The sequence below is a fragment of the Nodosilinea sp. P-1105 genome, from assembly GCF_012911975.1.
Lineage (GTDB): Bacteria > Cyanobacteriota > Cyanobacteriia > Phormidesmidales > Phormidesmidaceae > Nodosilinea.
In genome coordinates, this window is sequence record NZ_SMDQ01000004.1 from 157,593 (window position 1) to 163,955 (window position 6,363).

General features: G+C 56.5%; 8 protein-coding genes. 2 read left to right on the top strand and 6 right to left on the bottom strand.

The window, feature by feature from the left end; genetic code table 11:
- The first annotated feature begins 54 nt into the window (after positions 1-54).
- The gene (locus E1H13_RS03490; RefSeq protein WP_169612007.1) at positions 55-1,254 is read left to right on the top strand and encodes a Coenzyme F420 hydrogenase/dehydrogenase, beta subunit C-terminal domain; all 1,200 of its coding nucleotides are present in this window, start codon (positions 55-57) and stop codon (positions 1,252-1,254) included.
- A 23-nt stretch (positions 1,255-1,277) separates the two neighbouring features.
- Here E1H13_RS03490 and E1H13_RS03495 read toward each other — a convergent pair whose 3' ends face one another.
- The 6 genes from E1H13_RS03495 to pyrH all read right to left on the bottom strand — a co-directional run bounded on the left by E1H13_RS03495 (position 1,278) and on the right by pyrH (position 5,603).
- Complete coding sequence (locus E1H13_RS03495) at positions 1,278-2,516, bottom strand: DUF445 family protein (RefSeq protein ID WP_206069965.1); 1,239 nt, start codon at positions 2,514-2,516, stop codon at positions 1,278-1,280.
- Positions 2,503-3,246, bottom strand: a complete 744-nt coding sequence (gene ubiE / locus E1H13_RS03500; protein ID WP_347404113.1) for a bifunctional demethylmenaquinone methyltransferase/2-methoxy-6-polyprenyl-1,4-benzoquinol methylase UbiE — start codon at positions 3,244-3,246, stop codon at positions 2,503-2,505. The genes E1H13_RS03495 and ubiE overlap by 14 nt, the downstream gene beginning before the upstream one ends.
- Positions 3,247-3,339: 93 nt before the next feature.
- Entirely contained in the window at positions 3,340-3,702 is a 363-nt protein-coding gene (locus E1H13_RS03505; RefSeq protein WP_169612009.1) for a VOC family protein, read from the bottom strand.
- Positions 3,703-3,885: 183 nt separating this feature from the next.
- The gene (locus E1H13_RS03510) at positions 3,886-4,254 is read right to left on the bottom strand and encodes a hypothetical protein (RefSeq protein WP_240966381.1); all 369 of its coding nucleotides are present in this window, start codon (positions 4,252-4,254) and stop codon (positions 3,886-3,888) included.
- Between the two features lie 70 nt (positions 4,255-4,324).
- Positions 4,325-4,885: a ribosome recycling factor gene (gene frr, locus E1H13_RS03515; protein WP_169612010.1), complete on the bottom strand. Its 561-nt coding sequence runs from the start codon at positions 4,883-4,885 to the stop codon at positions 4,325-4,327.
- Entirely contained in the window at positions 4,875-5,603 is a 729-nt protein-coding gene (gene pyrH / locus E1H13_RS03520) for a UMP kinase (RefSeq protein WP_169612011.1), read from the bottom strand. Before pyrH ends, frr begins: the two co-directional genes overlap by 11 nt.
- A gap of 58 nt (positions 5,604-5,661) precedes the next feature.
- Between pyrH and E1H13_RS03525 the strand changes: the two genes are divergently transcribed.
- Positions 5,662-6,327 (top strand): diacylglycerol/polyprenol kinase family protein, encoded by a 666-nt coding sequence (locus E1H13_RS03525; protein ID WP_169612012.1) that lies wholly within the window; start codon positions 5,662-5,664, stop codon positions 6,325-6,327.
- Positions 6,328-6,363: the final 36 nt, after the last annotated feature.

Sequence of the window (6,363 nt, forward strand, 5' to 3'; positions counted from 1 at the left end):
AAAACCTTCTGCGGTATGGTGAGAAACAGTCCTGCTACTACTAGCCTGCCTGCCATGACCCTGGCTCAGCCACCCCATAAAAAAGCCAAGGCTCTGCGTCCTGGAGCCCCCCGCCCCGCCAAAGAACTCTGTAGCGAGTGCGGGTTTTGCGACACCTATTACATCCACTATGTGAAAGAAGCCTGCGCCTTTCTGAATCAGCAGTTTCCCACCCTAGAGCAGCAAACCCACGGCCGCAGCCGCGACCTGGAGCATGATGACGACCTGTACTTTGGGGTGCACCAGGATATGGTAGCGGCCCGCAAGCAGCAGCCCATTGACGGGGCTCAGTGGACGGGTATCGTCAGCACCATCGCCATTGCCATGCTCACCCAGGGCAAAGTCGAAGGGGTGGTCTGTGTGCAAAATTCAGACCAGGATCGATTTCAGCCCCAGCCGATTCTGGCCACTACCCCCGAAGAAATTCTCGCAGCCCGGGTGAATAAGCCCACCCTCTCCCCCAACCTGTCGGTGCTAGAGCAGGTGGAACAATCCGGCATGAAGCGGCTGCTGGTGATTGGGGTGGGTTGCCAAATTCAGGCCCTACGGGCGGTGGAGGATAAATTAGGCCTGGATCAACTCTATGTGTTAGGCACCCCCTGCGTGGACAATGTCACCCGGGCTGGGCTCCAGAAATTTTTGGAGACCACCAGCCGTTCCCCCGACACCGTCGTGCACTATGAATTCATGCAAGACTTTCGGGTGCACTTTAAGCATGAAGACGGCTCCACCGAAACGGTGCCCTTCTTTGGGCTCAAAACTAACCAGCTGAAAGACGTCTTTGCCCCCTCCTGTATGAGCTGCTTTGACTATGTCAATGGCCTGGCCGATCTGGTCGTGGGCTATATGGGAGCCCCCTTCGGTTGGCAGTGGATTGTCGTCCGTAACGATCGCGGTCAGGAGATGCTCGACCTGGTGATGGACCAACTGGATACCCAACCGGTGATGTCCCAGGGCGATCGCCACCAGGCGGTACAGCAGAGCATTCCTGCCTACGATAAAGCGGTCACCCTACCCATGTGGGCCGCCAAACTGATGGGGGTGGTGATCGAACGGATTGGCCCCAAAGGGCTGGAGTATGCCCGGTTTTCCATTGATTCTCACTTCACCCGCAACTATCTCTACGTCAGGCGCAACTTTCCGGAAAAGCTGGCCGCCCATGTGCCAGAGTTTGCGAAGCGAATTGTGGGGCAGTACAAGCTGCCAGACCGCTAGAGCCTTGGTACCGCAGGCCGGGCCTAACCTATCCGCTGCACATAGAAGAACGCCGCCTGAAACAGACCAATCGTAAATCCCAGAATTCCCCCCAGGTTAACGATCGCCTGTAGTTCGTTGCGGACAATGCCCTGAATCGCCATTTCCAGTTCTCGGGGAGAGGTGCTCCGCACCCGGTCAATAATCACCTGATCGATGTCCAAAATCGGAATAATCTGAGCTACTAGAGATTCCAGATCCCGCTCTAGATAGCGCTCTAGAATCAGCGCCAGTTCTTCACTTACAGGATCCAGAGATTGGGTGATTACTGCTGAATTTTGCAATCGGTTGAGCAGTTGGGTGGCCAGCAGTTCCCAGTTCACGGAGTTCCCCAGCCCCCGCACAAACTCAGGGCCTAGGGTCTGAATGTAGCCCTGCACCGACTCCCGCAGGTTTTGCCGAATTTGGCGCACTGTCGCCACCGGCAAATTTTGCAGTGACACCTGCTGCAGCCAGGTTTTTAAGCGCAGCTTGATCTGCAGGGCGGTGATTAACTCGGCAATGCGGGCATTGCTCACCTCTCGTTCATCCAGGCAAAAGGTGCGCAGGCGGCTCAGGGCGTTGCGCACCCCAAACAGGTTGGCCACCACCCAGTAGGTGCCGCTGGTGCGCTCCCGGAAAATGGTGTCGATCACTTGAATGTTGCGATCGCTCAAAAACTCAATCACCAGCTGCCGTACCTTATCTGGGGGAAACACGCCAGTCAACATCCAGGTGGCAATTTGGTCCGCCTGGGCCGGGGTAAAGGTAAAGTCCACCAGCACTTGGTCAAACAGTTGATTCAGCTGAGGCTCTAAAAAGTCATCCCGCCGGGCCCAGACCCGAATCAGCCGGGGCAAGGATTTACCAAACAAATCTTGCAAGATCGCCCCGGCAATATTGGCCGTGCGCTGTTGGGCCCGATGTTGCACCTGCTCTAGAGCCAACTGCAACAACCACTTGATGGCGGCCTGGGTGCGTTCCGTTTGTAGCAGCCGCCGAGCCAGGTTTTGCAGCTCCTCAGGGGTGAGCAACGAGCCCATAATCGTGTCGGAAATTCGCTGGGCTAGCCGTTCCTGGTTGCTGGGAATCAACCCTGGGGTAAACGGCACTCGCTGTTTGCCCAGGTAAATAGGGCGATAGGGACGAAACAGCATCTTGATAGCGATGTCATTGGTGCAGTAGCCAATCACACCACCAATCACAGGCGGAGCCGCCAGTAGGGCCAGGTCAGACCAGTTCATGGCCATGGCTAACCACCAACACCCCCATGAGACCACCGGTAATGGGATAATGCACCGCCTGGGTAAAGCCCGCCTGCCGAGCCAGGGCCACCTGCTCTGGCCCCACCGGGAAGCGATCTAGACTGGGGGCAATGTAGGCATATTCATCGGTCAGGCCCATTTGGCGCGCCATGGGAACCACCACCGTGTCTAAATACCACTGCTGAAACTGCGCTATCCAGCCCTCCTGCGGTCGATGAAAGTCAAGGATAGCCGCTTTGGCCCCAGGCTTGAGCACCCGCCGCAGTTCCGCTAGTCCCTGAGGAATGTCGGTTAGGTTACGTAGGCCATAGCCCATGGTGGCAGCGTCAAAGGTGTGATCGGCAAAGGGCAAGTCCAGGGCGTCCCCTAAGGTCCAGTGGATGGGACAGACGGGTGGCTGCCGTTGACTGCGATCGCGGGCTGCGGCCAGTAACTCTGCCGAAAAATCGACCCCATATACGCGGCCGGTTGGTCCCACCTGCCGGGCCAGCATGATCGCCAAATCACCACTGCCACAGCACAGGTCTAAGCCCGTATCCCCGGCTTTGGCCCCACTCCAGCGCACCGCCATGCGCTTCCACACCTGATGTAGCCCCAGACTCAACTGCTGGTTCAGGTCGTCATAGACCGGCGCAATCCGGTTAAAGATGGCTTGGACCTCAGTCGCCGTTGGGGTAACGGTTGGCGGTGATGGTTGCACAAATCCCACGGTCAGGCATCATAGACAAGTCAGTCTTTACTGTAGCGCCGTCGGGGGACGTCAACCAGGGCAAAGTGTCATGTTCGTTACACAGCACTTTCGTTACACAGCACTGAGCTCGATGATGTTGCCATCGGGGTCTTGGGTGAACAGGGCCGCCCGCCCGGACGCACTGGCCTGCACCGGACACCCGGCTTCTACCAGGGCCGCTTTCGCCATCTCCAGGTCAGCAACCGCCAGGGCGAGGTGACCATTGCGCCCCCATTTGTCCGGATTGTGCATCTGGTACTGGTGGCCCTGGGCCACAATCAGGTGAATTTGAAAATGGCCCAGCTGGTACCAGACCCCCGGAAACCCTAGCGATCGCTCCGCCTGCGGTAACCCCAGCACATCGCCATAGAACCACTGGGCCTGGTCGAGGTCGCTGACGTTGATCGCCACATGTAAAGGTGTTGTTACAATCATGGTCTTAACCCACAACTCACCTTTAAACCATAACGGGGTCGATGACTCGACACTATTAAACCGCTAAAGAGTCCGCCGCTAAGGAGGTTTCCCAGACAGAACCTTCCCGCCTTAAGCTACTGATCATCGCTCCCGTAGATTGGGCATGACTCACCACTGGGGAGAACGTTGCCCAGAAGTTCTCTAAAGCAGCGTATTCCGATAATCCTCAAGCAAAGTCAACACCTGTACCAGCCGACGCTGGTTTTCGGCAGAGGTATCTGCCAGGTAGCTCAGGAGTGCAAGATCTGGTTCAACTTCGATTCGAGCTCGGCGAGCTGCTTGTTCTTGTTCCTCAGCTCTTCGATTTGCTGCTGCTCGCTCTTGAGCCATGCTTCGTTGTTCTTCTTCCTCTCTTCGTTGCTCTTCCTCAGCTCTTCGTTGTACTTCCTCAGTTTGGCGTTGTGATGCTTCAGCCAGGCGGTTTGTTTCTCGATTTCGACGGTCCCACGCTGCGCACGGGCTTCGCCCTACAATGCCGAAATTAGCCATCGCAGCCAGGAGGGCCGCCACAGTGAGTCGGCTACTCCAGACTCGGGGGTTGGCGATGAGGCCGAGGACAGTGAAGTCTTGTGCATCGCCCCTAAACCGTCATAATATCTTTCTCTTTAGCGGCCAGGGCATCGTCTACCTTAGCCGTGTACTGATCCGTCAGCCTTTGAATTTCATCCTGGGCATCCCGGGACTCGTCTTCAGAGATATCGCTGGCTTTCTCTAGCTTTTTCACCGCATCAATGGCGCTGCGGCGATGGTTACGGATGGATACTCGCCCCTCTTCGGCAATTTTGCCAGCGGTTTTGACAAACTCTTTGCGGCGCTCGCTGGTCAGGGGAGGAATGTTCAGGCGCACCACTTTGCCGTCGTTGTTGGGGGTGAGCCCCACGTCAGACATGGAAATCGCCTTTTCGATGTTGGTCAGGCTGCTAGCGTCAAAGGGCTGAATCATCAGCGTGCTGGCATCGGGGGTAGAAATGTTGGCGATGGTTTTCAGCGGAGTGGCGGCCCCATAGTAGTCCACTTCGATGCGATCCAGCAGGGAAGCATTGGCCCGGCCAGTGCGAATCGTATTAAAGTTGCGCTGGGTCGCCTCAATGGACTTCTGCATCTGGTCTTCGGTTTCGAGCAAAATTTCGTCAACTGACATTACAAGCCTCTCCTACAAGGGTGCCGATGGACTCTCCCGTCAGTGCCCGCTTAATGTTTCCGGGCACAGACAGGTCAAATACCATGATAGGGATGTTGTTATCTTTGCACAGGGCGATCGCAGTACTGTCCATTACCTTCAGATCATGCTGGAGCACATGGCCATAGGTAAGGGTGCGATAGCGCTTGGCATCCGGGTTAATTTTAGGATCAGAATCGTAGACGCCGTCAACCTTAGTGGCTTTAAATACCACTTCGGCATTAATTTCGGCGGCCCGCAGGGCAGCGGTGGTATCAGTGGTGAAGAAGGGATTGCCAGAGCCGGCCCCAAAAATAACCACCCGGTTTTTTTCCAGGTGGCGAATGGCGCGGCGGCGAATGTAAGGTTCGGCCACTTCCTGCATGGCGATCGCCGTTTGGACCCGAGTCGGCACCCCTGTACGTTCCAGGCAATCTTGCAGGGTCATGGCGTTCATGACGGTGGCAATCATGCCGATGTAGTCGGCGGTGGCCCGGTCCATACCGCTGGCCGAGCCCTTAATGCCACGAAAAATGTTGCCAGCTCCCACCACAATGGCAATCTCAATACCCGATTGCACTACCTCGGCAATTTCGGTGGCAATGGTTTCCACTACGTTAGGATCAATACCATAGGCCAGGTCGCCCATGAGGGCTTCACCACTTAGCTTAAGAAGTACGCGTTTATAGACGGTATCCATAGGAAACTGGTGTAGTAAGGTCTAAAAGTTCCATCCCACTATACCGAGTTCCCTAGCCATGGTGGCGACTACGCTAACGCAAATTGGATTGGTAATCGCCTGGCTTGGCCTGGTGGGCGGAATCGCAGAAGGGCTCCGGCGTACCACTGCCCTGGGGACTGAAATTACCCGCAAGATTGTTCATATTGGCGCAGGCCAGGTGATTCTTCTGGCCTGGTGGCTTCATACCCCCACCTGGATGGGCATCACCGCCTCAGTAATTTTTAGTGGCGTGGCCTTGCTGTCCTACCGGTTGCCCATTTTGCCAGGAATTAACGGCGTCGGGCGGCACAGCTTAGGAACGTTTTTCTATGCCATCAGTATCGGGGTATTGACGGCTGCTTTTTGGCCTTTAGACCTGCCCCAATACGCCGCCCTAGGCATTCTGGTGATGACCTGGGGGGATGGCCTGGCGGCCCTGGTGGGGCAAAACGTTGGCCGCCATCCCTACAAAATTTTGGGCAGTCAAAAAAGCGTAGAGGGCAGTCTCACCATGGCCCTGGCCAGTTTTATCGTCAGTGCGCTGGTATTGGGATTTGCGGCGGGCTGGACCCCATCGGTAGGGATGACGGCTGTGGTCGTGGCGATCGCGGCTACGCTCCTGGAAACCCTCTCGTTTTATGGCCTGGACAACCTGACGGTGCCTCTGGGCAGTGCGGTGTTGGCCTATGGGTTGATGGGGTGATGGGGTGTAGACGCGGAGCGGCTTCCCGCAGGGTAG